This is a genomic window from Enterococcus sp. S86.2, assembly GCF_059834485.2.
This window is the reverse complement of the sequence record NZ_CM206813.1, coordinates 2,184,995-2,209,527: the sequence shown is the minus strand read 5'-3', so window position 1 is coordinate 2,209,527 and position 24,533 is coordinate 2,184,995. Positions and strand designations below refer to the sequence as shown.

General features: G+C 37.1%; 23 protein-coding genes. 14 read left to right on the top strand and 9 right to left on the bottom strand.

The window, feature by feature from the left end; genetic code table 11:
- Window positions 1-134 precede the first annotated feature (134 nt).
- From AC6R0T_RS10455 to AC6R0T_RS10430, 6 genes are all read left to right on the top strand, one after another.
- Window positions 135-3,566 (top strand): MSCRAMM family protein, encoded by a 3,432-nt coding sequence (locus tag AC6R0T_RS10455; protein WP_303754540.1) that lies wholly within the window; start codon window positions 135-137, stop codon window positions 3,564-3,566.
- Window positions 3,567-3,635: 69 nt separating this feature from the next.
- Window positions 3,636-3,758 (top strand): hypothetical protein, encoded by a 123-nt coding sequence (locus AC6R0T_RS10450; protein WP_526159345.1) that lies wholly within the window; start codon window positions 3,636-3,638, stop codon window positions 3,756-3,758.
- A 79-nt stretch (window positions 3,759-3,837) separates the two neighbouring features.
- Window positions 3,838-4,011, top strand: a complete 174-nt coding sequence (locus tag AC6R0T_RS10445; protein WP_303754541.1) for a hypothetical protein — start codon at window positions 3,838-3,840, stop codon at window positions 4,009-4,011.
- Window positions 4,012-4,220: 209 nt separating this feature from the next.
- Window positions 4,221-4,595 carry a pyridoxamine 5'-phosphate oxidase family protein gene (locus AC6R0T_RS10440; RefSeq protein ID WP_206904414.1) on the top strand — a complete coding sequence of 125 codons (375 nt, stop codon included), beginning with the start codon at window positions 4,221-4,223 and terminating at the stop codon, window positions 4,593-4,595.
- Window positions 4,596-4,902: 307 nt separating this feature from the next.
- Window positions 4,903-5,751: a sulfite exporter TauE/SafE family protein gene (locus tag AC6R0T_RS10435; protein ID WP_206904416.1), complete on the top strand. Its 849-nt coding sequence runs from the start codon at window positions 4,903-4,905 to the stop codon at window positions 5,749-5,751.
- Window positions 5,748-6,125 (top strand): DUF1634 domain-containing protein, encoded by a 378-nt coding sequence (locus AC6R0T_RS10430; RefSeq protein WP_303754542.1) that lies wholly within the window; start codon window positions 5,748-5,750, stop codon window positions 6,123-6,125. Before AC6R0T_RS10435 ends, AC6R0T_RS10430 begins: the two co-directional genes overlap by 4 nt.
- Before the next feature lie 168 nt (window positions 6,126-6,293).
- Here AC6R0T_RS10430 and AC6R0T_RS10425 read toward each other — a convergent pair whose 3' ends face one another.
- The 4 genes from AC6R0T_RS10425 to AC6R0T_RS10410 form a co-directional block, all read right to left on the bottom strand.
- Window positions 6,294-6,614: a DMT family transporter gene (locus tag AC6R0T_RS10425; protein WP_206904422.1), complete on the bottom strand. Its 321-nt coding sequence runs from the start codon at window positions 6,612-6,614 to the stop codon at window positions 6,294-6,296.
- Between the two features lie 315 nt (window positions 6,615-6,929).
- A complete protein-coding gene (proC, locus tag AC6R0T_RS10420; protein WP_303754543.1) occupies window positions 6,930-7,712 on the bottom strand; it encodes a pyrroline-5-carboxylate reductase in 783 nt (260 codons plus the stop codon).
- Between the two features lie 31 nt (window positions 7,713-7,743).
- Window positions 7,744-8,502, bottom strand: coding sequence for an ABC transporter permease (locus tag AC6R0T_RS10415; protein WP_230709457.1), 759 nt, complete (start codon window positions 8,500-8,502; stop codon window positions 7,744-7,746).
- On the bottom strand, window positions 8,483-9,136 hold the full coding sequence (locus AC6R0T_RS10410; protein WP_303754544.1) for an ABC transporter ATP-binding protein: 654 nt from the start codon (window positions 9,134-9,136) through the stop codon (window positions 8,483-8,485). The genes AC6R0T_RS10415 and AC6R0T_RS10410 overlap by 20 nt, the downstream gene beginning before the upstream one ends.
- 264 nt (window positions 9,137-9,400) lie before the next feature.
- On the opposite strand from AC6R0T_RS10410, the gene AC6R0T_RS10405 reads away from it, so the two are divergent.
- Together AC6R0T_RS10405 and AC6R0T_RS10400 are read left to right on the top strand one after the other, a co-directional pair.
- Window positions 9,401-10,195, top strand: a complete 795-nt coding sequence (locus AC6R0T_RS10405) for an HAD family hydrolase (RefSeq protein WP_303754545.1) — start codon at window positions 9,401-9,403, stop codon at window positions 10,193-10,195.
- Window positions 10,196-10,445: 250 nt separating this feature from the next.
- A complete protein-coding gene (locus AC6R0T_RS10400) occupies window positions 10,446-10,625 on the top strand; it encodes a hypothetical protein (protein ID WP_206904449.1) in 180 nt (59 codons plus the stop codon).
- A 254-nt stretch (window positions 10,626-10,879) separates the two neighbouring features.
- On the opposite strand, the gene AC6R0T_RS10395 is transcribed toward AC6R0T_RS10400, so the two are convergent.
- From AC6R0T_RS10395 to AC6R0T_RS10385, 3 genes are all read right to left on the bottom strand, one after another.
- Complete coding sequence (locus AC6R0T_RS10395) at window positions 10,880-11,539, bottom strand: DUF2238 domain-containing protein (protein WP_206904451.1); 660 nt, start codon at window positions 11,537-11,539, stop codon at window positions 10,880-10,882.
- A gap of 102 nt (window positions 11,540-11,641) precedes the next feature.
- Complete coding sequence (locus tag AC6R0T_RS10390) at window positions 11,642-12,448, bottom strand: alpha/beta hydrolase (protein ID WP_303754546.1); 807 nt, start codon at window positions 12,446-12,448, stop codon at window positions 11,642-11,644.
- Entirely contained in the window at window positions 12,423-14,018 is a 1,596-nt protein-coding gene (locus AC6R0T_RS10385; RefSeq protein ID WP_303754547.1) for a PucR family transcriptional regulator, read from the bottom strand. Before AC6R0T_RS10385 ends, AC6R0T_RS10390 begins: the two co-directional genes overlap by 26 nt.
- A gap of 210 nt (window positions 14,019-14,228) precedes the next feature.
- Between AC6R0T_RS10385 and fdrA the strand changes: the two genes are divergently transcribed.
- From fdrA to AC6R0T_RS10360, 5 genes are all read left to right on the top strand, one after another.
- On the top strand, window positions 14,229-17,237 hold the full coding sequence (fdrA, locus tag AC6R0T_RS10380) for a bifunctional FdrA/YlbE family protein (protein WP_282462159.1): 3,009 nt from the start codon (window positions 14,229-14,231) through the stop codon (window positions 17,235-17,237).
- Window positions 17,227-18,042: an oxamate carbamoyltransferase subunit AllH family protein gene (locus AC6R0T_RS10375; RefSeq protein ID WP_282462160.1), complete on the top strand. Its 816-nt coding sequence runs from the start codon at window positions 17,227-17,229 to the stop codon at window positions 18,040-18,042. The genes fdrA and AC6R0T_RS10375 overlap by 11 nt, the downstream gene beginning before the upstream one ends.
- Before the next feature lie 24 nt (window positions 18,043-18,066).
- On the top strand, window positions 18,067-19,305 hold the full coding sequence (locus tag AC6R0T_RS10370) for an MFS transporter (RefSeq protein WP_282462161.1): 1,239 nt from the start codon (window positions 18,067-18,069) through the stop codon (window positions 19,303-19,305).
- A 160-nt stretch (window positions 19,306-19,465) separates the two neighbouring features.
- Window positions 19,466-20,689 carry a dicarboxylate/amino acid:cation symporter gene (locus AC6R0T_RS10365; RefSeq protein WP_303754548.1) on the top strand — a complete coding sequence of 408 codons (1,224 nt, stop codon included), beginning with the start codon at window positions 19,466-19,468 and terminating at the stop codon, window positions 20,687-20,689.
- Window positions 20,690-20,941: 252 nt separating this feature from the next.
- On the top strand, window positions 20,942-21,781 hold the full coding sequence (locus AC6R0T_RS10360; RefSeq protein WP_526159339.1) for a hypothetical protein: 840 nt from the start codon (window positions 20,942-20,944) through the stop codon (window positions 21,779-21,781).
- Window positions 21,782-21,863: 82 nt separating this feature from the next.
- Here AC6R0T_RS10360 and AC6R0T_RS10355 read toward each other — a convergent pair whose 3' ends face one another.
- Window positions 21,864-22,196 (bottom strand): hypothetical protein, encoded by a 333-nt coding sequence (locus AC6R0T_RS10355; RefSeq protein WP_303754550.1) that lies wholly within the window; start codon window positions 22,194-22,196, stop codon window positions 21,864-21,866.
- Window positions 22,197-22,359: 163 nt separating this feature from the next.
- Between AC6R0T_RS10355 and AC6R0T_RS10350 the strand changes: the two genes are divergently transcribed.
- Window positions 22,360-23,760 carry a C69 family dipeptidase gene (locus AC6R0T_RS10350; RefSeq protein ID WP_303754551.1) on the top strand — a complete coding sequence of 467 codons (1,401 nt, stop codon included), beginning with the start codon at window positions 22,360-22,362 and terminating at the stop codon, window positions 23,758-23,760.
- 269 nt (window positions 23,761-24,029) lie between these two features.
- Here AC6R0T_RS10350 and AC6R0T_RS10345 read toward each other — a convergent pair whose 3' ends face one another.
- On the bottom strand, window positions 24,030-24,389 hold the full coding sequence (locus AC6R0T_RS10345) for a YxeA family protein (RefSeq protein ID WP_206904478.1): 360 nt from the start codon (window positions 24,387-24,389) through the stop codon (window positions 24,030-24,032).
- Between the last annotated feature and the right edge of the window lie 144 nt (window positions 24,390-24,533).

Here is a 24,533-nt window from a genome sequence, read left to right as displayed (position 1 = left end):
TTGACGTTAGAAATAAATTTGTTATGATGTGGACGTAGAGCGATAATTTTGTCTAGAAAAGCTTCAGCCTGTGGTTGATTACCGATTGAAGCTTTATAAAAAATTATCCAAATTTTAGAAGGGATAGGTGTGAAATGAAGAAAAAAGGAATCGCGCTTGCAGTACTTCTAACAGTAATCGCCCCTTTTATTATCCAATTATGTACAGGATTTGCCCAAACTGCCGCTGCTATTACACTGCCGCTTGCAAATAAAGAATACCTCATTATGGAAAATGAGATAGTAAAAGTTCAGGCTAAAGCACAAAGCGAAGATCAGAGGATTATCTGGCAGATTCACTACGAAAAAACTACTGATGAAGTGACACCGTATAAATTAAAATTCAATTTTGTAAATGGAGAAGCTGCACCAGCTAGTAATTGGCAAAGTGAGAGGCAGTGGCTTCAAGAAACCAGTTTTACAGCCAAAAATGAAGGAACTTTGTTTGTAACGACACCAAAAACACAAACACAATTAAGGCTTTATATCCAAGCAGATCGACAAGATTGTCTTGAAACAGCTACTTTACAGAATGCTTTTAAAAAAAATGTTCCCACAGTTGATACAGAAAAATACCCCACAGTAAGAATTGTTCCCGATGTTTTCACCGGCAAAGACGCTGAGGAAAAAATTTTGACAATGAGTCAAAAACAAACAAATTCTCTTAATGAATCAGACTCAAATAAACAATCCGTAATAAACGATTCAAAAGAAGAGAATAAAATGAACTCAGTTAAAACCAATGAAACACGCCCAACAGATCAACTGGCAAAAAGAACTACACATGCTGCTGTAACGGCAAAAGACTTAATCATCTCTCCTGATGTGTTGGCAAATGTCACCGTAAAATCTGCGGCAAAAGAAAATGGGGATGGTATCTGGACAGCTGGGGTAAAAACAGTCTCTAAACCTAATGGTACCCAACAGACTGGTGAAAAAAATGATTACAGTTATTATCAAGATGCAATAAAAACGAATAATCGTTATGCACAATTTTCTAAAGGCTCAGGTTCTAGTGTAATTGCCTATCCAATTGAGGCCGTTAAAAAACAAATTAAAAAAAATGGCACAGGCAGTATTTTGCAATATACCGACACCAAAAATAAAAAGGTCGATGAAGTTATTGAGCTAAATTTTAGTGAAGTTGGTTTTTATCTCGATAGTAACAGTGACTTAAAGCCAGTAGGAGCTAAAGTTACAATTTCCAATATTCAAATTGGGGCAGGACCAGATTGGTTGAAATGGGATAATAACGATTCGCTCTATCCCTGGCTGGAGTTTTCTAACAATCTTTTTTCTGGTGTTTTATACAGTTTTGTCCAAGGCTTTGATATTGATTTTGAGTTCTTTGTAAAAGGCGATACTGCAAAACTTGTTCATTTTGAAAAAAATGATAATTCTGTCTTTACTTTTGCTTCTTTAAACGGCTACGGAAAAGGAAATCTCCACCCTTCAAAAGATGCGGAAAATATCGCAATACACGAGTTTGCCGGCCTAAGGAATAAAAAAGACGGGCAACTTGTGGCAGATTCATTATTAAGCCAAAATGAAGGCGGAAAATATTATGCTACTGCAGATACAGGTGGAAAGTTTGATGACCATTTAGGAGCGGCAAACTTTAATTTAGCTGCCGTTTCTTTTGCCTTAACTGGAACAAAGCAGAGCTTTACTATGGGCTCTACCCAAGGCCGGGCTTGGAATACTTTTGCAAGTAGTCAAGTAAAAAAAGTGCAACAAAAAGCACCCACAAAAACGGTTCAACCGATAAAGCAATATAAAAAAGGCGATACTTGGAATGAACCAACTGGCGCAAGCTCAGGATTTGAGCAACGTTATTGGAATGACTTAGATAGTTACGATGTAAAAAATATATTACCGTGGGATTTACCTAAAAACTATCGTCAAATACAACACAATGCAGAAACTGGAGCATTAGCAGCTGGAGTACCGTCAAAAACGGCACGTTTTGTGGAGCCAAATAGCGAACATTATTATTTCATTAATCAAGAAACAATTAATCTGTATACGGAGTCAATTTTGATGCCAGAAAGTTATGTTATTACAGATACCCTACCAATAGGGGTCACAATTAAAGGTGCACTACAAGATGTGCTGACACTTTATAATTTAGATGGGCAAATACTTGAACTATCTGAAGAGGAGATAGCATATAATGCCAAAAATAGAGAATTAACAGTAACTATCTCGAAAGAAAATACCATGAACATTCATAAAAAGGCAGCTGAAAATGCCTTTAAAGGTCGGGACTTCAGCTTACGGGTCAAAGCAAGTGTCGTTGACAAATCAGATGAAACAAGCAGTGCTGTGATGACCAATAGCGCAAAAGTAAAGTTTGTTTATGCGGCAGAAAGCGATATGGAAGAAAAGCTCACCAATAAAGTACAAACGCGCTTAAAAGAGGCCACAGTCAATGTAACGTTGACGAAAATAACCGAAGGAAATGTGGCACTTGATGGCGCGGAATTTGGCTTATTTACAGATAAGACAGTTAGCACTGCTAAATATATGACCAAAGCAACGGATAAAACTGGGAAATTACAGTTTGAAAACGTGATACCGGGTCAATATTGGCTAAAGGAAACCAAAACGCCCACCGGTTTTCAAACAATGGAACCGCGTCAAGTGACCATTACAACTACCGGGGAAATGACAGCAACAGGAATAAGTAATAATCAAATCACAAATAAGTTAAAACCAATTCAAATTTTCTTAGAAAAAATTGACAGCAACGCACAGGCACTTTCAGGTGCAGTATTTAAATTGGTAAATCAGGCTACAAAACAGGAGTACCCTTTTGTAGCCACAAAAGAAGCGGGTAAATATGTGTTAGAAAATTGTCCTACTGGAAGTTATAAACTAATTGAAGAACAAGCTCCAGCAGGCTACGAAAAAATTAGCGACGCAATTGGAACACTAAAAATTACTGACACCGGAGAAATTACCTACTCTTTAAAAGGGGCAACAGTTGATAAAACTAAGGATACAATCAAGGTGAATTTACCAAAAGTCCAAAATCATTTAAAAAAATTCGATTTAAACCTGGTAAAAAAAGATGCGGCTACGGAAAAAACGTTAACCGGCGTAGTCTTTACACTATTTGATGAAACAGGGACACAAGAAATTAGTACGAAGTCGACAGATGCGCATGGGAAGCTGACCTTTACCGGCTTATTAACAGCAGGGAAAACGTATCGCTTACGAGAAGTTGCCCCGTTAGCTGGTTATCTTCCTTTAAACTATGATTTTCTAATCAAAGTGGCAAATAATGGTGAAATATCTGTTACTTATAACGATAAGGATTGGGACTACACCTCTGATAACAGTGCAACAGGGGATACAAATAATTTTATCGCGCTAATAATCAAAAACCAAGCCCGAGGGTCACTACCTAACACCGGAGGAAATGGGCGTCACCCATTCCAGTTACTAGGACTAGGCGCTATTTTTGTTGCGGGCATTTTATGTTGTTGTTACCAACTAAAAATAAGGCAAAGAGATGCATCTTAATGGAAAGACGATCATTTTTTCTAGCAGCGCTTTTCCTTTCGTTTCTGGTAAAGTGCCTCAAGATCCTAAATGGCTTACCAGAAAAAAGAGCCGCAAATACAAAACTACCAAGAAACTGCTGAAATACTAGCAGCTCCCCATTCCATCGATAGGCCAGTTCAAGTGTTAGTAACGCTGATTCCAACTGGATGAGTCTGAACCTGTAAAATGCATTAGCAAAAACAAACGAAGGCGATTTAATTCGTGGCTGTAAAAATTAGGAGGAATAAAGATGAGAAAAAGTTCAAAGATTTTATGTATTTTAACGATATTTTTCGTGTTATTACCGTTATTTTGGATATTTGGTGAAAAAGATGCAGCAGCGGCCATTGAAACGCAAACAGTCAAGCTGCACAAAAGACAGTTTGAAAATTATCCCAATGAAAAAACGTCCAATTTAAAGTGAAGGTCAAAAAAAGTGGCCAAAGTTTTTAGTTATAAAAAATTGTTCCAAATCTCAACCAATTGCAAGTGCAGTTACCCTATGAAAATAAATCTTCAATAGGAAAATTCGCAACGGAAATAAATGACGAAATAAAAGACGAATTATTTCGGTTTTTTCTTAATTGGTGTTAGATTTTAAAAGTAGTTTTTAGATGAAGGGAAGTCCTTAAAGTGTTAAATGAAAAATTACTTGAAGTTTTAAATCATGAAGGTGCCGTTACTATTATTACCTCCAGCCAACAAGCACCAGGCTTTCATGCAGTGAACACGTGGAACAGTTATATCCATGTAATTGATGATAAATTATATATTCCAGCCGCAGGTATGCATTCAACTGAAGCAGATGTAAAAAAGAATAATCAAGTGCTTGTCACACTAGGTAGTAAGGAAGTTGAAGGAACAGTCGGGGCTGGCGCGGGTTTTCATATTCTTGGTCGTGCAAGTTTTATTACAGAAGGTCCCATTTATGATCAAATGAAAGCCGACTTGCCATTTTTATCCCGAGTATTAGAAATTACAGTTGAAAAAGTCACGCAAAAAATTTAAAGATTTTAGCATTTCTATATCAATAGATAGCGCTTGTAGTACTAATGAATTCTATTAGCACTACAAGCGTTTTTTAGCTGTTACAAGTATATTTTTTTACAAGGAAAAACGGTAATTTGACTGCTTTTGCGTTACCTGAACTTTTCAAACTCTCTGCTAAGAAATAAGCAAGCAGCTACGAAAATGAAAAGCCCTTTTAATAAATTTTGGTCTTATGTAGCAAGGTTGAAGGATTTTCTTATTGTTGCAGATTGTTTTGCGTCGCTTTTGCATTTTCTTTGAGCTACAATAAAATGGAGGTGAGACAATGATTTTACAAACAATTTTATTATTATTCGGCGGTGCATTAGGTGGTATTTTAGGCGCTGTCTTGGGCATTGGTGGGGGCATTATTTTGACGCCATTTTTGACGTTAGTCATTGGTCTGGATATCAAATATGCTATTGCAGCTAGCATTATTAGTGTGATTGCGACAAGTTCTGGGGCGACGATTGCCTATTTGAAAGACGATATGCTCAATTTGCGAATTGCAATGTTTTTGGAAATTGCAACAACGATTGGAGCGATTGTCGGGGCAATTTTAGCAAGTATAGTGGCACCCCAATTTCTTTTTGTTTTGTTTGGTGGTTTTTTATTATTTTCAGCAGTAAATATGATTCAAAAATTAGTAAATAAAAAGACAGAAAAGATTGCGGTAACTTCTGATCCATTGGCTGAAAAATTGAAACTCAATGGCTCTTACTTTGAAAAAACGACCCAGCAGAAAGTCGACTATCAAGTTGAAAAAGTACCAGCGGGGTTTGCCATGATGTTAGCAGCTGGTTTGGCTTCTGGTTTACTTGGTATTGGTAGTGGCGTTTTTAAAGTAACCGCGATGGATACGATTATGAAGATGCCTTTAAAACCTTCCAGTGCTACGAGTAATTTGATGATGGGAGTAACTGCGGCGGCATCGGCAATGGTCTATTTTTTCAACGGCACGATTATTCCAGAGGTTGCAGCACCACTTTCATTAGGGGTTCTAGCTGGAGCACTGCTAGGTTCTCGCATTATGCAGCACTTGCAACCAAAATGGATTCGTTTCATCTTTATTCCCGTCTTGGTTTTAATGGGACTACAAATGGTCTTACGCGGATTTGGGGTGAATATTGGATGAGGACAAGTAAAGAGCAAAAAGAAATTCAAGCAGTCGAGTTTGCAATTGGGAAAATTTTACGCATTGGGGTAATTGTTTCGGCTGCGATCATCTTTTTTGGTTTAGTTTTACTTTTAGCAAAAGGTGGGACTGGCTATAAATTAAACGAAACACCCAATACGTTGATCCTAATTTTGACTGGATTATGGGCCTTAAAACCCGGGGCCTATATTATGGCTGGAATTTTTTGTCTAATCTTAACACCAGTCCTCCGGGTAGTGGTTTCAATCTATGCTTTTTTGAAAGAAAAGGACTATTTATATGTCACCATTACCATAATAGTTTTAATTATCTTATTGATTGGTATTTTTACGGGCTTTGTCGAAAGAAAATAGTAAAAAATTTGGACCGCATAATTGACACAGTAAAATAGCATTGGCTATTGGGCTAGTGGTGTCAGTTTATGGGTCCATTTTTATTTTCATAATAAAATTTATTTACTCCGTGTTTCAATTGAAATTTTGGTCTCGTAGTAGGTAACACCATGAGGATGCAAAGCTTTTTTAATGCCCACTAGTGACTTTGATCCCAATAATTCCCACCAGCAATAACGCTACGAATAACCAAGTTAAAGGTGCTAATTTATCATGGAAAAAAACCACACCGACGATGATAGAGCCAACAGCACCAATTCCTGTCCAAACTGGATAAGAAAGACTCATTGGCAACACTTTAATAGCTTTTGATAAAAATAAAAAACTGGCGATCATCCCTAAAATTGTATAAATCGAATAGTCCAGCTTGGCAAAACCTTCACTCGCTTTCATCATCGTTGACCAAAAGACTTCTAAAATACCTGCTAACCCTAAATAAATCCACGCCATTTTAATGCGCCTCCTAAATATTTTTAGCAAATGGTGTCCTACTTTTTGTAAAAGGATACCTTAAACTAGGGACAATGAATTTTTGAAAAATAGTGTCAGTTTCAAAAATGTTGCCTCAATATAAAGGTCCTCTGATCAGCAAGACAAAATAAAAAAAAGAGGGCACCATTCCTACAAAGACCTAACGGAATGGTTTCCTCTTTAAGCTGCCCGGTAGCAGCGAATAATTGATTTGCTTGATTGAAATTTTAGCACAAGGGGGCAAAAAGTCAATTGGTGTCACTCAAATGAGCAAATTCTTACTGATTTCTGACACTATTCTGACATTGTTGCATCAATTGCGGCAATTAAAGCATGACGAAAGTTGTTTGCTTCTAAAGCAGCTACCCCGCGAATTGTGGAACCACCTGGTGACGTAACACCATCTTTTAGTGCTGCAGGGTGAATTTTACTTTCTATGGCTAACTTCGCTGTTCCTTGCAACATTTGTTCCACTAATTCATAAGCTAACTCGCGTTTTAAGCCATGAAGCACCCCAGCATCGCCTAAACTTTCAATGAACATCGCAACAAAAGCTGGCGTGCAGCCAGCAATAGAACCCACAATTTCTAAGTCAGTTTCTGGTACCTCATAGACAGAACCGAGTGGGGCTAAACTTTTTAGAATAAATTCCTTCGCTTCTGGTTTGATATTTTTTGTAAAACTTATTCCCAAAACACCTGCGCCAACTTGAACAGGGGTGTTCGGAATGCAGTGAGCAAAAGGATAATCTGTTCCAAGCACTGCTTTCATGTCACTTAAAGTTACGCCACCAGCTACGGAAACAATTGGAATATTCTTGGCTAATACAGTTTGGGGCAACGATTTTAAAATGGGTAGGACACTGCTATTATTGGTCGCAATGATCAGTAAATCCATGGCAGTTAAATCAGATAAATCAGTTAACAGCTTGAAACCCAATTCCTTTTGTAAATTTTCTGCGGTTTGGCTGTGACCTGCTTTAACGTAAATATCTAAAGCGGCTACCTTGTCATCATGAAGCATCCCTTTAATTAGCGCACTCCCAATTTGACCCGCACCAAAAAACGCAATTTTCATCTAAATTCCTCCTCATAATCAATTAAAAATTTTAGCGAAGTTGTAAATCATGGTTGAAATAATTTTTATACGCTTTGTAACCGGCGATAATTGCACCAAGGCTTGTAGTTGAAAGTAACATAAAAGTTACCATGATTTGATATTTGATCGCATGTACAGGATCAACGCCGGCAAAAATCAGACCCGACATCATGCCCGGCAAGCTTACTAACCCCACCGTTTTGGCAGAGTCAATAGTCGGCTGCATCGCTGTTTTAATACTTTCTTGCAAAATCGGTAAAGCGGCTAGTTTTACCGGAGCGCCAAGCGCAAGTTTTTCTAAAACCTGCTGTCTTTGGTCATGGAACTTAGCGTACAAATTGCGATAACATAAGCCAATCGCAATCATAGCATTACTAGCTATCATACCGCTAATTGGAATAATTTGCGAAGGAATGAATTTGATTGCCCCTGTTGCAATTAAAACGCCCATAGTAAGATAAGTGCTAATAAAAATTGCCACAAGGGAATCAAGAAAATGTTTATGAATGCTGGGGTTACGTTTATGGGCATTCCAAGCAGCATTTAAAACAATGAAAAAACTCATGCAAGTTGTTAACCAGAAATTATTGACTTGAAATAAATATTTTAAAAGATAACCGACAATAAATAATTGAATAACAGCCCGTAATATACTGTAAAAAATATCGCGACTTAAGCCCAATTGCTCCTTATAGCTAATGGCAACTGCAACTAAGACCAAAATAAAGGCTAAAACTAATGACTGATTATTAACGGCTAATTGATTCATTGGTGATTTTCCCCTTTTCTAACCACAATATTTTGCTGGCGCTGTGAATTTCTGCTGGATCGTGGGTCACTTGGATGATGGCGATGTTTTCTTTTTGAAGTGTTGCAATCAAATTGTGGACAATCCTTTTACTCTTTTCATCTAAGCCGACCGTTACCTCATCCAATAATAAAACTTTAGGTAAAAACATAATATTACGAATTAAGGCGACCCGTTGTTTTTCACCACCGGAAAGTTCAGTGATTTTTTTGGCGAGGTAGTTCTGAGGTAAGGCGACAAGCTGTAACAATTCTTCGGCTCGTTGATGATTGAAATCTTGATTACGAACAGTGGCAGGAAAAGATAAGTTATCGTAAACTGTTTTTCCAAAAAGACTTGGCTGTTGAAAACAGTAGGAAACTTGTTGCCGATAAGTAGCTATCTCATAATCAGACTGCTTGTTATCCTCAAAATAAATCGTGCCAGCAGTTGGTGTGAGTAACGTCGCGATTAATTTGAGCAGTGTGCTTTTACCACCACCGGAAGGCCCAGTTAAAGTTAAAAATTCTCCTTGTGATAAAGTGAAACTGATTTGATCGATAATCTTTTGATTCTCAACGGTGTATTCCACCTCAGATAGACGTAATAATGACATAAAATTCTCCTTAGTTTTAATCATTCAACTATTTATTTTAAATGAGTTAGTTGTTAAATTCTATTGACAGGACTTAAATGAAAAAGGCTATCAATCATGTAGAAGTGGGCAAAAAAAATACAATAAAAATGTTTTAAGCAGCCATGAATTCCTACAAGCCCTCTTTTTAGGACAGATGCTTTACAAAGTGAAGTTGTCAGCAGACTTTTGGTGTAAGTTCGTTATAATAAAATTGGCAAGTTGTTTTAAAGGAGAGGGTAATCAATGGTAGCAATTAAAGTCGTAATGAGTGATGTAGATGGCACAATTTTGAATTTTCACCACCAAATTAGTAATAATTTAAAAAATGAGGTCAAGAAATTAACAGCCAAAGGCATTCCTTTTGTTTTAGCTTCAGCTCGTTCACCAGAAGGAATGAAACAAATTAGTCGTGAGTTAGCACTGGAAAGTGTGCCACTTGTGGCTTTTAACGGAGCTTTGATTTTAAAAGAGGCTACGACTATTTTTACCAAGCCCCTTGAAAAATATGAGGTTATGCGGATCCTCACGTTATTAGCGGCTCATTTTCCTAACATCGGAATTAATCTTTATAGTGAAAACAACTGGTACGTCAATAAAGTCGATGAGCACATCAAAGGTGAAAGCAAAATTACGCAATTAACACCAAAAGTTGCAGATTTAGCTTCTTTAGTGGCAACTGTGCCGGTCCATAAATTGCTTTTAATCGCAAGTGAAGCTGAGATTAGTGCAGCCTATGAATTTTTAACACCTCAAGTAACCACTAGTGCACTTTATTTATCAAAAGAAAATTATTTAGAAATAACGCATCGCGCGGTTTCAAAAGCTGAAGCACTACGAAAGATTGCAGCTTATTATCAAATAACTTGCAGAGAAATTATGGCCTTTGGAGACAATTACAATGATCTACCTATGCTAAAAGCAGCTGGTATTGGCATTGCGATGGCAAATGCGCCCCTTGCAGTAAAAAAAGCCGCAGACAAAGTAACCAAAACAAATGACGAAGATGGTGTGGCTTCTGTTTTAGCAAAACTACAATGACGACAACAAAAAAGAAAAGAGGGCCTGATTTTTGTCCCTAAAAAATTGCGGGTTTTTTTATCGCCGATTAAAATTTTGAAAAATTGTCCTACATGCTTATTTTAATAGCTTGTTTTATTTAAAAATCGGGAAGTATTAAACTTGCGATTGTTACCGTAATGTAAAAATTATTTGAATAATCAGTGAATTTTATTTACAAGCGTTATTTTACATGGTATAACCTTCCAAAAGAGAGTTTGAGGTGGTTCCCATGAAAAAAGAAGAAGTATGTATCAATGCGATTTATGAAGCAGATGTGATTGGTTATGAGGAACGAAAAACAGTCAAAGTTATTAGTATTTTAGAGCGAACTGTAACGGTCGAAGTTTTAGATTGCGGGCTGGTGGCCTTAGCAAAAATTGCCACGATGGAAGCTGCACTGACTGCTTAAGTAAAAGTTTTATTTAAAGAATAAGGTGAAATTTACTTGTTTTGATCTCTTTGGTTGTCTTAATTTTTACGTCATAAAGACAAAACTAGACTTTCAATTTTATAAACTTTCATCTGGAGTGTAGCGGAAAGTAATTAAAAAAGGGCTCATGTAGTTGTAGTCCAGCAGAAATAAAAAAATACTCAAAAGTTTGATTTCTCACGGTGATTAAGGTGAGATTCATTCTTTTGAGTATTTTTATTTACAGTAAAAAATTATTTTTTTCTTGGCAAGACGGTGATGCGGTAATTATCGAAGTAGCTCGCATCGCCCCTACATTGGGTAAAAGCAAAGATACCCATGATAAGCGCACCAATGGTATTGGTTAATAAATCGCCCATGGTATCCATTAAAGCCGCTCGGCCAACAAGATCAACACCACTAGCCCGGTAACGTTGTAAATTCATATCGCCAATGGTGTCACAAAGAAATTCCCAAAATTCCCAGAAAACACCGCAGACACCAGCAAAAGCAAAACCAAAAAGTAAAAACAACCAAGGGGAAACATCTTTACTTTGCGCCTTGTTTAGCGCAATAGCAGCAATGCCATAGCCAAGGGCAGTTAAAACCATCGGGCTGATACTGTGGAGTAATTTGTCCCACCAACTGATATAGGCAATTAAGTGTAGACAAGTTCCTAAAAATACTGAAATTAATAAAAAGAACCAGTAAAAGATAACGATCATGGCTGGAATTTCAATGCGGAGAAACTTACGGCATAATTGCGGTAAATAAATCAGAATAATCCCGGCAAGACATTCTACAAAGACTACTGGGGAATCTGTTCGGGCTTTTGTCACCAGCTCAAAAAAGTTAAATGCTAAGACAAAAAGTCCAAAAGTCAGTAAACCCAGTTGGATTTTTTTAATATTCATAAACAGACCTCCAACAAAAGTGTCAACAGTAACTGTTGCAATAAGTGCTAAATTCAGTATACCAAAGATACTGTGATTACTGAATTAAGAGCCATTTTAAAGCTAGTTGAGCCAAGCTGTTAACTGATGGAAAACGTCAGTGACAGCTTCATTGTCTTCTTTTAAAAAGTCGTGGGGCAGGTAATAAACAGGAACAAATTTACTGTCAGCGCTTTTTTTTGCGAGGGTCTTACTGTATCTAAAGGGCACTTCATTGTCGTTTGCACTAGCCGTGCTGAAAATCGGTGGCAGCTTGGTTAAATCAGCTTCCGTTAAGGTAAACAGTTTTTGATTTTCTTTTGTAATGCCATAGTACTGCGCTAACAAGTTGTGAGAAACACCATATAAATAAAGTAAATAGCGTTTCATAAAAGGATCATCATAAACGGGTGTCGTTTGGTCAATATCTTCGATCATAGCTGCAGTAATGGTCTCACTACTTAGACTACGCGGTGTGTCAATAAAAGTTAAATCATAATAGCCATAAAAATTTATTAACTGCTGGGGCAAAGTGCGGTTTTCTTTTTGCAAAAAAGTTGTTAATAGCAGCATTAAATAGCTCCCCGCAGAACGGCCGCAAAAACTAAAAGGGGCCCCTTTAATAATTGTTGTTTCTAATTCTTGCCAAGTTTGTTTTAATTGGGCAAAGATTTCAGCTAGGCTACTATTTGGTGCTAGTAAATAGTCAAAGCTAATAATCGTATAACCCCGTTGCAAAAAGACTTGGGCCAAATTTTCGGTCAAGTCGGCTTTACTGCCAAAAATTAGACCACCGCCGTGAAAATAAAGGATATAGCGAGGGGCCATTTTGGTTAAGGGCATAAAAATCGTGGCTTTACTGCCGCTAGTTAAGGTAACTTGTTTTTTCAATTTTTTTTCTCCTTAATTTTAAGTGTAATAAGTAAGTGGCGATTTCAATATTCATCGTTTGCAAAGGATTGTTCAAGTCTAAAGCTAAAAGTTCTTGAATGCGATCGATACGGTAACGAATCGTTTTTGCATGTAAAAATAATACTTCTGAGGTTTGTTTGTAGTTGCGATTGGTTTTAAAAAAAGTAAACAGGGTATTGAATAATTCTGGTTGTCGCAGTTGTAAGTCAATGAGTTCAGGGAAAATTAAATCAGCGACTTCTGCGAGTTTTTCTTCTGAAATAAAATAGCGAAAAATTCCCAGATCTTGAATATCTACGACGTTTGCAATGAGATATTCTTGATTAAAACGTAGTATATCCAAGCAGTCAATTAGAATTTCTTTGATTGTTGCCACTGGTTTAATAGGACTTGTAGCAATTACCAAATGACAATTTTGACGTAAGGAATCAACTAGTTGTCGGCGAATTTCTTCTTTTGATAGACGGCGCTGTTCATCTTTTAAATTATATAAAACTAGCGAATAGTTGTGATGTTCAAAAAATAAAGTATGGGTACGTAAACTGCGTAATTTATTTCGTAGCATTCGTTTTTCTTCTGTTGGTAAATCTTTTGTGGCAAAGGCCACGCCTTGATAGTAAGGATAGTAGTCCATTTTAGCTTCTTTTAGCAGGCTTTTTACTTCATCTAAATTGTTAGGGGTATTTTGTAAAATGGCATCCGCTAAGTTATTTAAGCGGGTGTAACGGTCTTTTTTAATCAGAAAATCCATTTGCAGTTTTTCTTGAATAACATCAATTAAGTTTTCGATGATCATCAAATCGGTTTCCTTTAGACCAACTTCACCTTCGTGAACTAAAAGAGTACATTCGCTACTAAAATTGTTGGCGATATTGGTTTCAAGAGCAAAATATTCTTTACTCTCACTATGGGAAAATAAAGTTAACAATTCATAGTGGTTTTTACTAAATTCTCCAATTGGCATTTTGACGCGTTTGGTAACCACTAACTCGTGAGGAAGTGTCCCAAAGCGCAACGTCAATTTTTGTTCTGGCAAGAGTAAAAGACAATCTTTTTGAATCATATGATAAAACTCCGTCATGATTTGTTCATAAGAAGAAAAGTTCCGGGTCAATCGGTTAAAACGTTGTCGGACTTCATAATATGTTTTTAAAACATGCGATTGATGATTCAAAATGGGCTGATAAATTGCCAAAACAATTTGTTCATAGGTAACATCTTTTTTTACTTTAATTAAGGGGAGTTGATATTTTCCACAAAACGATAAAAGCCATTCCGGTACGCGGTTAATTAAACGTTCGACTTTGACCACCATACCGCTGACGCCAATTCCCCGCATTTTTTGAAAAAAGTCTTCAATTTCAGCTAGTTCCATGTTTTCAAAGGCATAAAGGGAAGTTAAGATCAGCTGATTTTTTCGACTCCACTTCTCAATATCCAACGCTTCTAAAATCATCACCGATTCAATTTCATTTTCTAAACCGATTTCTCCGGTTAACAACTGACTGTTTTGAAATATTTCTAACCGCAATAATTCATATATTCTCATTTTATTCTCCTTTTTTACGCTTTTGGATAAAAAATATGTAAAATTTTTGGAATATTATCAAGTGTAAACGCAATCAATAAAAAATACAATAAGAGTGTAAAGAAAATCAGGAATAAATAAACATCAGTTTTGACGTCAGCTGATTTAAATTGACTGGTTTTAATAAGTGAAATTTCTCAGGAGATTTTTTTGAAAACAAGGAGGAATAGTATGTTACAAACGGTGATTTTGAAAAATAATTATCAAGACTCAATCAATCTCATGCTATTAACAAATAAAATTAATGATTTACCAAATGTCAGCATGAGCCAAATTATGATGGGGACAGATGCAAATAAAGATATTTTACAAAATACGAATCTGTTAACGTCACAAGCTCAAAGTGCTTCACCAAATGACTTAATGATAGTCGTCGATAGTGAAGACGGAGAAATTATGGCAGAAGTGCTGCCGGCTGTTCACGCTTTTTTAGATGACTTATCCACCAAAAGTGAAACGACTGAAAATAAAACGGCCACTTCTTGGGAAGAGGCATTAACACAATTGCCAGATGCTAATATGGCGTTGTTTAGTATTCCTGGTGAATATGGCGCGCCTGAGATGGAAAAAGCGTTAAAAGAAGGTCTGCATGTCTTTTCATTTACTGATAATGTTTCTTTGGAAGACGAGGTGCGTTTGAAAAATTTGGCCCACGAAAAAGGCTTACTTATGATGGGGCCAGATTGTGGTACAGGGATTATATCTAGTATCCCGATTGCATTTACGAATGTTGTTTCGCCGGGGAATATCGGTGTTGTGGGTGCTTCTGGTACGGGTATCCAAGAAGTGACAACTATTATTGATCGGCTAGGAAATGGCGTCGTTCACGCTATTGGAACGGGCGGTCGCGATTTAAGTGATAAGGTTGGTGCAACTACGGTAAAAGATGCCATTGTGGCTTTAGAAAATCACGAACCGACTGATGTGATTTGCGTAATCTCTAAGCCACCTGCAAAAGAAGTGCGCAATGAAGTGGTGCAATTGTTACAAAGTGTCTCAAAACCAGTTGTCGCGATTTTTCTAGGAGAAAAACCAACCGCTCATGAAGGCAAAGTTTATTTAGCACATACATTAGAAGAGACCGCAAAAATTGCGATTGATTTAGCTAATGAAAAACCAATCCAAAAAAATTATTTTGAAGCGATGGCAAAACCAGCTGTACCTGTCTTGTCTACTGATAAAGTGGTGAAAGGTTTATACTCTGGCGGGACATTGGCAGCAGAAGCGGGCATGATGATTTCAGAAGCATTAGGTTTGGAGGGGCTAATAAAGCAAGCAGGCTATATTTTAAAATCCAATGGTTATGATGTGATTGACTTAGGTGATGATATATATACCCAAGGAAAGCCACATCCGATGATTGATCCTGAAGTGCGAATTCAAAAAATCCATGAATATGGTGCGCAAAAAGAAACTGGCATTATTTTATTTGATGTTGTTTTGGGTTATGGTGCACACGAAGATATGGCGGGCGCGTTGTTGCCAGCAATAAAAGAAGAATTAGCAAAAGCGCAAAATGAAGGACGTACGCTTTATTTTGTTGCAACGGTTGTGGGTACGAGAAAAGATCCACAAAACTATGATGAAACAGTGAAACGCTTAGAAGAAGCGGGCATTTATGTCGCCGAAAGTAACGCGAAAGCTGTGCAATTGGCATTATTATTAAAGGGCATCACAATTTCTGAAGCAGATAAAGAAGTCGTAGCTTATTCAGGTGAAAAAGTTGCGATTCCCCAGGCAAGTCAAGCCGTCATGGAGTTGTTAAGCACGAAGCCACGAATTATTAATGTGGGACTGCAAAGCTTCAACGATTCGATTACAGATTACGGGGGGAAATCGGTTCAATTTAATTGGCGTCCCCGTGCAAGTGGTAATAAAAAAATGATTAAAATTTTAAGTGCATTAGAAGACCATGCAGCAGAAATACAGGCTGAAAATGACAAAGTAATTGAAAAAATTAAGAATTCACAACCATTTTTAGTTGATGTACGACCAGCCAAAGAAGTTATTCAAGAATTAAATGAAGCACAAAAAACCTTGTTACATGCCGGTCCACCGATTACTTATGGGCAAATGACTGGACCGATGAAAGGATCATGTATTGGTGCGGCTTTATTTGAAGGCTGGGCCAAAGATGAAACACAGGCAAAACAAATGTTGGAAAATGGCGAAGTTCGTTTTATTCCATGCCATCATGTTCACGCAGTCGGGCCAATGGGAGGGATTACTTCTGGCAATATGCCGGTGGTTGTTATTGAAAATCGTTTAGATGGTACAAATGCATACTGTACGATGAATGAAGGTATCGGCAAAGTATTGCGGTTTGGTGCTTACTCACAAGAAGTGGTCGATCGCCTGCATTGGATGAAAGACATTTTGGGCCCAACAATTGCTAAAGCCTTAAAACAAACTCAAGAAGGCATTAATCTAAACGTTTTAATTGCACGTTCCATTACGATGGGAGATGAATTCCACCAACGAAATATTGCGGCTTCTGCTAATTTTCTAAAAGAGGTAGCGCCACTAATCGTTAAACTACAAATGGACGAAAAAGAAAAATACGACGTCATTAAATTCTTAGCTGATACGGATCAATTTTTCTTAAATATTATGATGGCGACAGGTAAAGCAATTGTAGATACTGCGCGTAAAGATACTAAAGGGACAATTGTCACGACCATGACACGTAATGGTGTTGATTTTGGTGTTCGCATTGCTCAAACCGGTGATGATTGGTACACAGCACCTGTTAATACACCAAAAGGATTATACTTCACCGGTTTTACAGAAGAAGATGGTAACCCCGATATCGGCGATAGTGCTATTACTGAAACGGTTGGGGTTGGAGCGATGGCAATGGTGGCCGCACCAGGAGTGACACGATTTGTTGGCGCTGGTGGTTTTCAAGATGCTTTGGATATTTCCAATGAAATGGAGCAAATTTGTCAAACGCATAATCCGACTTGGACAATTCCAACTTGGGATTTTAAAGGTACTTGTTTGGGAATTGATATTCGCAAAGTTGTTGAAACGGGAATTACACCAATTATTAATACCGGTATTGCGCATAAAAAAGCCGGTGTTGGACAAGTCGGTGCCGGCACAGTTAGAGCACCTTTAGGCTGTTTTGAAAAAGCATTAGAAGCTTATGCTAAAGTGTGGGATATTCATGTTGACTAAAATTGTTATTAGTGATTACCTCTTGCCTTTGGAAAAATTTGGCGTAATTGGATCGGTGCACAGCGTTTTTGAGCATTCTTTTAATCTCAAAGTTGGTGAAGCCTTAATTAATGTGGCCAATTATCATGAATATCTCTCTTGCTTTGGTTTATTTGTTCCAACAGAAATGTTTGCAGCATTAAAACCTTATGTCAAACAAGGAGATCCCGTTAAAATAAAAAATGACCGCATTGTTTTTTATAATCAAATGCAAGTTAAAACCTTACCTCTGATAGATTACACAAGTGTTTCTTTAAAAGTGTCTGCTACACATCTGGAAAAAGAGCCGCTGCAATTTTTGCAGCAGCTCTTAGTAGCAGCCGATTTAGAAGAAAAAATTGGTATCCAAAAAGACGTAAATTTTATAGCTGTTAAAAATCAATTGTTGCAGCCAGAACAAGCAAATTGGGAGGCGGTAACTAAATTTCTAATTGGTCGTGGGCAAGGGTTAACCCCAAGTGGAGATGATATTTTAGTTGCTTATGCTTTTATTGCCCGTATTTTAGGAAAACCTTACGCCACAGATCTAGTAGCTAAATTGGCTAAACAAAAAGGACGCACGACAGATATTAGTTGGGCTTATATAAAAAGTTGTGAGACAGGTTATGTTAACTCGTTGATTTATCAATTGTACCAAGACTTAAAAAAACAGCGCAAAGAAAATTTAGCTCAAGATATTCAAAATATTATGGCAATTGGACACACATCGGGAAAAGATATGTGTTATGGCATTTATCTTGGGATAACTGCAGTTTTAAATACTTAAATTTTTGAAAAAAGGAGCAAGACTATGGAATCTTCCAAACAAGCAGTAAAAGTGAGCAATAATTATTGGATTAAAGTTGTCGCCTTGTTTTTTGTTGGCTGGATTTTAATGTATGCCACCCGAACGATTTTCAATCCAATTATGGGAATTATTGGTGAAAATTTTGGTTTAAGTAATACCCAATTAGGGTTAGCCAATTCTATTTTCTTTTTGACCTATGCAATTGCACAAGTACCATTTGGGGTTATTGGCGATAAAATTGGTCGTAAATTAGTGATTACGATTGGTTTTCTAATTATGGGTGTCATGACGTATTTTAGTGGGCTAGCAACAACATTTGTCATGTTTTTAATTATTCGGGCAATGGCTGGTATTGGTCAAGGTGCGTATTATGGTCCACAATATGCTCTATCAACAGAATCTATTCCTAAAAGTAAACTAACATTAGGGACGGCTATTATTAACAGTGGGATGGCCTTTGGGACTTCAGGTGGCTACTTACTTTCCAGTAAATTGGTGTTGGAAAATGGGGAACATTGGAGTAAACCTTTCTTCATTATGGCGGTACCGACGATTATTGTTGCCATTTTATTTTACACATTATTAAAAGAAAAGGTTATTCGTCCAGAAGATGAAGCGAAAAAAGTGGCAGCAAATCCTACTGAAAATAAAGTTTCTTTTAAATCAATTATTTCCAACAAAAACTTACTGGCTGCATTCATTTTATGTTTCACTAGCATTTATGCCAATTTTGTTATTATTACTTGGTTGCCATCTTTTCTAATTGCTGAACGCGGTTTTGCTGGCACGAGCGTAGGTTTTATTTCTTCATTAGTACCGTGGGCGTCAATTCCTGGAGCGTTGATTTTTGCACGTATTGCCGATAAATCTGGCAGTACCAAAAAATTAGTGTATTTACTAGTGCCATTAGCCATTCTATCAGTCTTTTCAATTGCGTTTGTAACCAATCGTACACTACTAATTGCGGTGTTAATTTTATACGGGTTGACTGGGAAACTGGCTCTTGATCCAATCGTTGTAGCTTACGTGACAAAAAACGCACCAAAAGGTTCCTTGTCGACTACTTTAAGTGCGTATAACTTTATTGGAATGTCTGGGTCCATTTTAGCACCTTATATTACCGGCTTTTTAGCAGACACCGTTGGTTCTATGAAAATCGGTTTTTATCTTGCTTGTGTTTTACAAGTGATTGGTTTACTCGTTTTTGCGGTTTTAGCAAAAGATACAAAGGAAGAAGCATAGTTTTTAATAGCTGTGGTCGGAGCTAAAATAAGACTATTTTGATTTATAAAAACAATTTCAACTACCACAGCTATTATTTTAATCGCAGCGCTATCGTCTTATGATTGCGGGGGGAAACTAAAGATGGCGGGCGATCATTACAGTTATAGAGGTGAGGAAAATGACAAAAAAATTCTCCATGATCACCCAAATATTGATTGCTGTCGTTTTAGGTTTGGCATTTGGTTTGTTTATACCAGAATGGGCCCACTACTTAAAAATTATTGGCGATATCTTCTTAAAGTTGATGCAGATGGCAATACCAGTTTTGGTTTTAGGTCAAATTATTCAAGCAGTTGGCAGCATTAAGCCAAAAGAGTTAACGAGTTTAGGTATTCGCACGGTTGTAGTTTTTGGTGTGTCATCACTATTGGCAGCTAGCTGGGGTATTTTCATTGCAGTTTTGTTTAACCCCGGCTATGGTGTGGATATGACTGCCTCTTTAGGTCAAGGGATTAAAGAGCAGGAAATTTCTTTAAGCCAAACAATCAGTGACTTTTTCTCGAAAAATATTTTTGCTTCGTTGGCAGAAGGTTCTATTATTCAAATTATCGTATTTGCTTTATTTTTTGGCTTAGCTCTCAGCAAATTTATGCAAAAAAAACCAACATCACCCTTATTCCAGATTATTGTAGATTTTAATGAAGTCATTATTAACATTATTTATTATGTGATGATTTTTGCTCCAATCGGGATTTTTTCCCTAATTGCTTCTACTATTAGTGAGTTGGGGATTAAGATTATATTGCCGCTAATGAAGTATTTGTTAGTCTATGGTTTAAGTACATTCCTGTTTTTAGGTTTATGGATAATCGTAATCGCCCTTTATGGCAAGTTAAATCCATGGCGGCTGGTTTTGAATATGAAAAATATGTCGGTGATGGCGCTTGCGACGACGTCTTCAGCGATTACACTACCAATTGCGATGGAAGAATCCCGGCATAAATTAGGGTTAAGCAATCGTATTACCAATTTAGTTTTACCTTTGGGGATGTCATTAAACAGTAATGGTTCGGCTATGCACATGGCGATTACGGTTATGACAATTGCCCAAATGTATCAAATGGATTTTTCGATTGAGAAAATGTTTTATCTAGCGATAACAGCAACATTTGTTTCCTTAGCAAATGCTGTGGTACCAGGAGCAGGCCTTGTTTCACTGGCGATTATTGTACCTCAAATGGGTCTACCTATTGAAAGTATTGCAATATTTGCTGGGGTAGAATGGTTTGTGGGAATGCTTCGGACGATTTTAAATGTAAATTCAGATGTTTATTCAGCGATTGTAGTAGCAAAGTCTGTCAATGAAATTGACTATGGCATTTTCAATCAAACAAAAAGTTAGTCTAGGAGGTGGGAGAAAATTTTTGTCCCACCTCTTTCTTTTGAATAAACGGCGTTTAAGGTATAACTTTGTTAGTAATAGTCGACTGAGGAGCTGGAATCATATCTACTTGATCTTGAAGCTGAACACTTCTATCAAGCCCTTTTTTATTATGAGGACAAATAGGCTGTATTTACCTTTTTACGCCACTGGTTTTTTAATGTTCTTGTGATACTATAGAAAAATATGTAAAGAAGCTTTTTTTACTATTTTTTGAAGGGAAGAAAAGAAATGTCTGTTTTCTTTTATACGGATCGTGGCAACAAACAAAATGAGGACTTTGTCTACGGCAATGATACATTTGGTTTTATTTTAGATGGTGCCAGTGGATTAGGAGATAATTATTTGGCGGGTATGAGTGATGCGCAGGTTTTTAGCCATTTTATCGGCGGTCAACTGATAACACTTTTGGCGAATGAAAAAATGGCAACAAGTCGTGCTTTGATGCAGGCTGTTACCAGCTTTGCACAAAATTACCGCAAAGAATTAGGGAAGCTAACCCCTGATTTGTGGCCGAGTGCCACATTTAGTTGTTATCGTAAAATTGGCACGGAAATGGAGTTTAGTTGGTTGGGAGATTCACCAATCACTGCATTTTTAAACCAACAAATGCGTACTTTCTATGATCGGACCGTTCCACAAAATGATCAACGAATTGTTTCAACTTTTCATCAACTATTAAAAAAAGGCGAAACAATTGAAGCTGCAAAAGCGGCAGTGACAAAAGATTTGGTAAAAAATCGGCAAACAAAAAATACACCAAACGGATATGCGATTTTAGATCCGTCCCCAATTGGCATTGCGCGCTTATCACAAAAAAGTGTACCAGCTGACCAATTGGAAAAAATAGTCATTACCAGTGATGGCTTTTATCGGTTAGTGGATACCTTTAATGAATGTACACCGCATCAGTTAGGTCACTTTCAAGATTATGGAACTTTGGTAGCCGCCTGTGATCACCTTCGTAAGTTAGAAGGTGAAGATGCAAAATTGCTAACCTATCCGCGTTTTAAACAAAGTGACGATGCCAGTGTTCTTGTTTGGCAAAAATAAAAAGATGGACCACATCTCAGCTTCATGGCTGTAAACGTGGTCTATCTTTTTATTTTCATGAGATTATTTGCTTGGATTTTCACTAGGCATTGTTGACAATCTTTTGAATTTGATCGTCTAAGCTGCGAATAACATGGGCAGCATTGCTTTTAAAGTCTTCACTAAAGCTGTTACCTGCTGGTGTGACAGTACCGACTTCTTTGTTCATAATATCGTAGATAACCAGACTTTCATCTTCTTTTTGCCAGTTCACTTTCCAATAAGGTCCTTCAAGTGCACCGTTTAAAATATCTTGTGCATTGTCTAAAACGGCTTGCAAAATAATTTTTTCTTCAGTCGTTGCGATACCTCGATTTTTGTCGTCGGCTAATTTTTCAGTTACTTCAATCATGTTAGTGGGAACAAGTAGTGACATGGTAATTCCTCCTTTTTTTCTATTATAACTTTTATTTGAAAATGGGGGTAAAGATTACCTTTTCATCATTTTCAAGGTTTTTGTTTCACAAAAATGAAGAGAAGGTCTACACTTTAATTAGTGAATAAGTAAAAGTCAATTAATTAGTGAAAGGATGAAAAAAATGAACAATCACAGTGCATGTACGACGATTTTGGTAGGAAAAAAGGCTTCAATTGATGGTTCTACTATGATTGCCCGCAACGAAGATGGAGAAGCGCCATTAAATCCTAAGAATTTTATTGTAGTAAAACCAGAAGAACAAGTGCAAAATTACAAAGCTGTTATTAGTGGTGTTGAAATAAAATTACCTGACAATCCCTTGCGTTATACTGCTACGCCGGATGTTTCACCCAAAATCGGTATTTGGGGAGAATCTGGTATTAATAGCGCGAATGTTGCCATGTCAGCAACTGAAACAATTACAAGCAACTCTCGGATTTTGGGAGTTGATCCTTATGTGACAGGCGGTATTGGGGAAGAAGATATGCTGACTATCGTCTTGCCATATATTAAAAGTGCCCAAGCAGGCGTTAAACGCTTAGGCGCATTGTTAGAAGAATTCGGCACGTATGAACCAAATGGTATTGCCTTTTCTGATCAGGATGAAATTTGGTGGTTTGAAACAATCGGTGGACATCACTGGGCTGCTGTTAAAATTCCAGATGATGCTTATGTGGTAGCACCTAATCGGATGAATATTACTGATTTTGATTTTGATTCACCCGATACATTGTGTTCGAAAGATTTAAAAGAATTGATTCACACCTATCATTTAAATCCTGATTATACTGGCTATAATTTACGGCACATCTTTGGTAGTGCAACGGTAAAAGATAACCAATACAACAATCCGCGAGCTTGGTATGTGCAACGCTTCTTCACGCCAGAGATAGAACAATCACCCTTTGATCAAAATCTGCCATTTATTTGTAAAGCCAATCGTTTAATAAGTGTGGAAGATATCAAATGGGCGTTAAGTTCTCATTATGAAGAAACAGTCTATGATTGTTATGGCGACGGTACGAAAGCACAAAAAAGCCAGTTGCGTCCCATCGGCATTAACCGCAATCAAGAAGTACACATTTTGCAATTGCGTAATGACGTACCAAAAGAAATTGCAGGTATTCATTGGTTGGCTTTTGGTCCGAATACCTTTAACACTGTTGTGCCATTTTATGCAAATGTAGAAGATACACCAGCTTTTTATAAAGAAGTAAAAGAAGATTTTAGTTTGGATAATATGTATTGGTTAAGTGGCGTGATCGCCGTTTTAGGGGATACAAATTATAATTTATATTCAGATGTACGAGATGATTATGTACAAGATAGTGTTGCCGCTTTTCGTCATATCCAACACAAGGCAGATCAAAATGCAGTCAACAAAGCAGATAGCTCAAATTATTTAGCTTCAGTGAATGAAGAGTATGCCAAAGTAGCCAAAGAGTTGACAACAAAACTGCTTGGGCAATTGGTAATGCTTGGTGCACCACAAATGAAGTTGCGTTTTAACTTAGGGGATTAATGTGAATACGTTGTAAAAGCCAATTAAGCAAAAAGGAGCTGGGACCACTTATAGTCCCAGCTCCTTTTTACAATAAAAATTGATCTCAAAGCAGCTTATCGCAAAAGAAGTTGCTTTGAGATTAATCACTTTGTTAAAGGCTATAAAATTTGAAAGTCATGTCACTATTTTATTTCCTTACGCAATTTGTGCAAGGGTTCCTAAATTTTTTTATGAATAGAACTTGTGGCGTTATGCTAAATTTGGGAATCATAGGAGGTTATAGCGATTTAATTTAAATGCGTTAATGCTTTTTTGGGTACCGCTTTTTCAGCGACTTCTTCCCACTGAGTCACGCCTTCTTTTTTGGTATTGTACGTAACTTTTAAGTATGCATTTTTCCGCAAGGGGCGTTCTTTGTTGGCACGAAAGGTTAATTCTTTACTTTTGCCATTTTCATCGTAACCGGTTAATTGATATTCGTAGTCTAAATATTCTTGGCCGCTGTCATCTTTTAAGGTCACTTGTTTACCATCTGTTGTCACTTGAACATAATAGGTATCGCCACCCATCTCTGTTGTTTCAATAAATTTAAATAATCCAAAGGCCGCGACGATAACAACCACTAAGCCGATTAATAGTTTTTTCATGTATTCCACCATCCTGTTTACTTTATAACACTATCTTAAACGGATTTTAAAAAAGGTACCATAGCTTTTTATTGCGAAAGACTTACATTTTTGCAATAAGCCGATTTTCATAAGTAAAAAAAATAGCCTTCTAAAAGGCTAAGG

Excerpts from the sequence above, each read along its gene's own strand:
- AC6R0T_RS10410 (WP_303754544.1), bottom strand. The coding sequence starts at position 9,136 with ATGTCATTATTACGTCTATCTGAGGTGGAATACACCGTTGAGAATCAA.
- fdrA (WP_282462159.1), top strand. The coding sequence starts at position 14,229 with ATGTTACAAACGGTGATTTTGAAAAATAATTATCAAGACTCAATCAAT.
- AC6R0T_RS10370 (WP_282462161.1), top strand. The coding sequence starts at position 18,067 with ATGGAATCTTCCAAACAAGCAGTAAAAGTGAGCAATAATTATTGGATT.
- AC6R0T_RS10385 (WP_303754547.1), bottom strand. The coding sequence starts at position 14,018 with ATGAGAATATATGAATTATTGCGGTTAGAAATATTTCAAAACAGTCAG.
- AC6R0T_RS10405 (WP_303754545.1), top strand. The coding sequence starts at position 9,401 with ATGGTAGCAATTAAAGTCGTAATGAGTGATGTAGATGGCACAATTTTG.
- AC6R0T_RS10400 (WP_206904449.1), top strand. The coding sequence starts at position 10,446 with ATGAAAAAAGAAGAAGTATGTATCAATGCGATTTATGAAGCAGATGTG.
- AC6R0T_RS10435 (WP_206904416.1), top strand. The coding sequence starts at position 4,903 with ATGATTTTACAAACAATTTTATTATTATTCGGCGGTGCATTAGGTGGT.
- AC6R0T_RS10345 (WP_206904478.1), bottom strand. The coding sequence starts at position 24,389 with ATGAAAAAACTATTAATCGGCTTAGTGGTTGTTATCGTCGCGGCCTTT.
- AC6R0T_RS10395 (WP_206904451.1), bottom strand. The coding sequence starts at position 11,539 with ATGAATATTAAAAAAATCCAACTGGGTTTACTGACTTTTGGACTTTTT.
- proC (WP_303754543.1), bottom strand. The coding sequence starts at position 7,712 with ATGAAAATTGCGTTTTTTGGTGCGGGTCAAATTGGGAGTGCGCTAATT.
- AC6R0T_RS10415 (WP_230709457.1), bottom strand. The coding sequence starts at position 8,502 with ATGAATCAATTAGCCGTTAATAATCAGTCATTAGTTTTAGCCTTTATT.
- AC6R0T_RS10455 (WP_303754540.1), top strand. The coding sequence starts at position 135 with ATGAAGAAAAAAGGAATCGCGCTTGCAGTACTTCTAACAGTAATCGCC.
- AC6R0T_RS10355 (WP_303754550.1), bottom strand. The coding sequence starts at position 22,196 with ATGTCACTACTTGTTCCCACTAACATGATTGAAGTAACTGAAAAATTA.
- AC6R0T_RS10375 (WP_282462160.1), top strand. The coding sequence starts at position 17,227 with ATGTTGACTAAAATTGTTATTAGTGATTACCTCTTGCCTTTGGAAAAA.
- AC6R0T_RS10350 (WP_303754551.1), top strand. The coding sequence starts at position 22,360 with ATGAACAATCACAGTGCATGTACGACGATTTTGGTAGGAAAAAAGGCT.
- AC6R0T_RS10425 (WP_206904422.1), bottom strand. The coding sequence starts at position 6,614 with ATGGCGTGGATTTATTTAGGGTTAGCAGGTATTTTAGAAGTCTTTTGG.
- AC6R0T_RS10450 (WP_526159345.1), top strand. The coding sequence starts at position 3,636 with ATGGCTTACCAGAAAAAAGAGCCGCAAATACAAAACTACCAAGAAACT.
- AC6R0T_RS10445 (WP_303754541.1), top strand. The coding sequence starts at position 3,838 with ATGAGAAAAAGTTCAAAGATTTTATGTATTTTAACGATATTTTTCGTG.
- AC6R0T_RS10365 (WP_303754548.1), top strand. The coding sequence starts at position 19,466 with ATGACAAAAAAATTCTCCATGATCACCCAAATATTGATTGCTGTCGTT.
- AC6R0T_RS10430 (WP_303754542.1), top strand. The coding sequence starts at position 5,748 with ATGAGGACAAGTAAAGAGCAAAAAGAAATTCAAGCAGTCGAGTTTGCA.